The following is a 386-nucleotide window of genomic DNA, read 5'->3' as shown; positions in this document are numbered from 1 at the left end:
CGGGTGACGACACCCAGTACGGCGGCGACGGCAACGACATCCTGGGCGGCCAGGGCGGCAACGACCTGCTGCAGGGTGGGGCAGGCAACGACCGCCTCTACGGTGACGAGGGCGACGACGTGCTCGGCGGTCAGTCGGGCGATGACTACCTCGACGGCCAGACCGGCAACGACCGGCTCTGGGGCGACGAGGGCGACGACACGCTGCTGGGAGGCGACGGCGACGACGTCCTGGAAGGCGGGCTCGACAACGACCTTCTCCGGGGCGAGGCCGGCGCCGACACGCTTCTGGGCGATGCCGGCAACGACGTGCTGGAAGGCGGGCTCGGCAACGACCTGCTCTACGGCGGCGCCGGCAACGACAGCCTCAAGGGCGGCGACGGCACC

At 72.0% G+C, this 386-nt stretch carries 1 protein-coding gene; it reads left to right on the top strand.

All coding sequences use genetic code 11. From position 1 onward, the window contains the following. Positions 1 to 386: calcium-binding protein (locus tag AX737_RS21800; RefSeq protein WP_280949098.1), on the top strand; the 386-nt coding region annotated here is incomplete at both ends.

The sequence above is a fragment of the Methylobacterium sp. CCH5-D2 genome (assembly GCF_001556475.1).
GTDB classification, from domain to species: Bacteria; Pseudomonadota; Alphaproteobacteria; order Rhizobiales; family Beijerinckiaceae; genus Methylobacterium; species Methylobacterium hispanicum.
The sequence above is the reverse complement of the archived record's forward strand: the minus strand, read 5'-3'. Positions and strand labels throughout refer to the sequence as shown.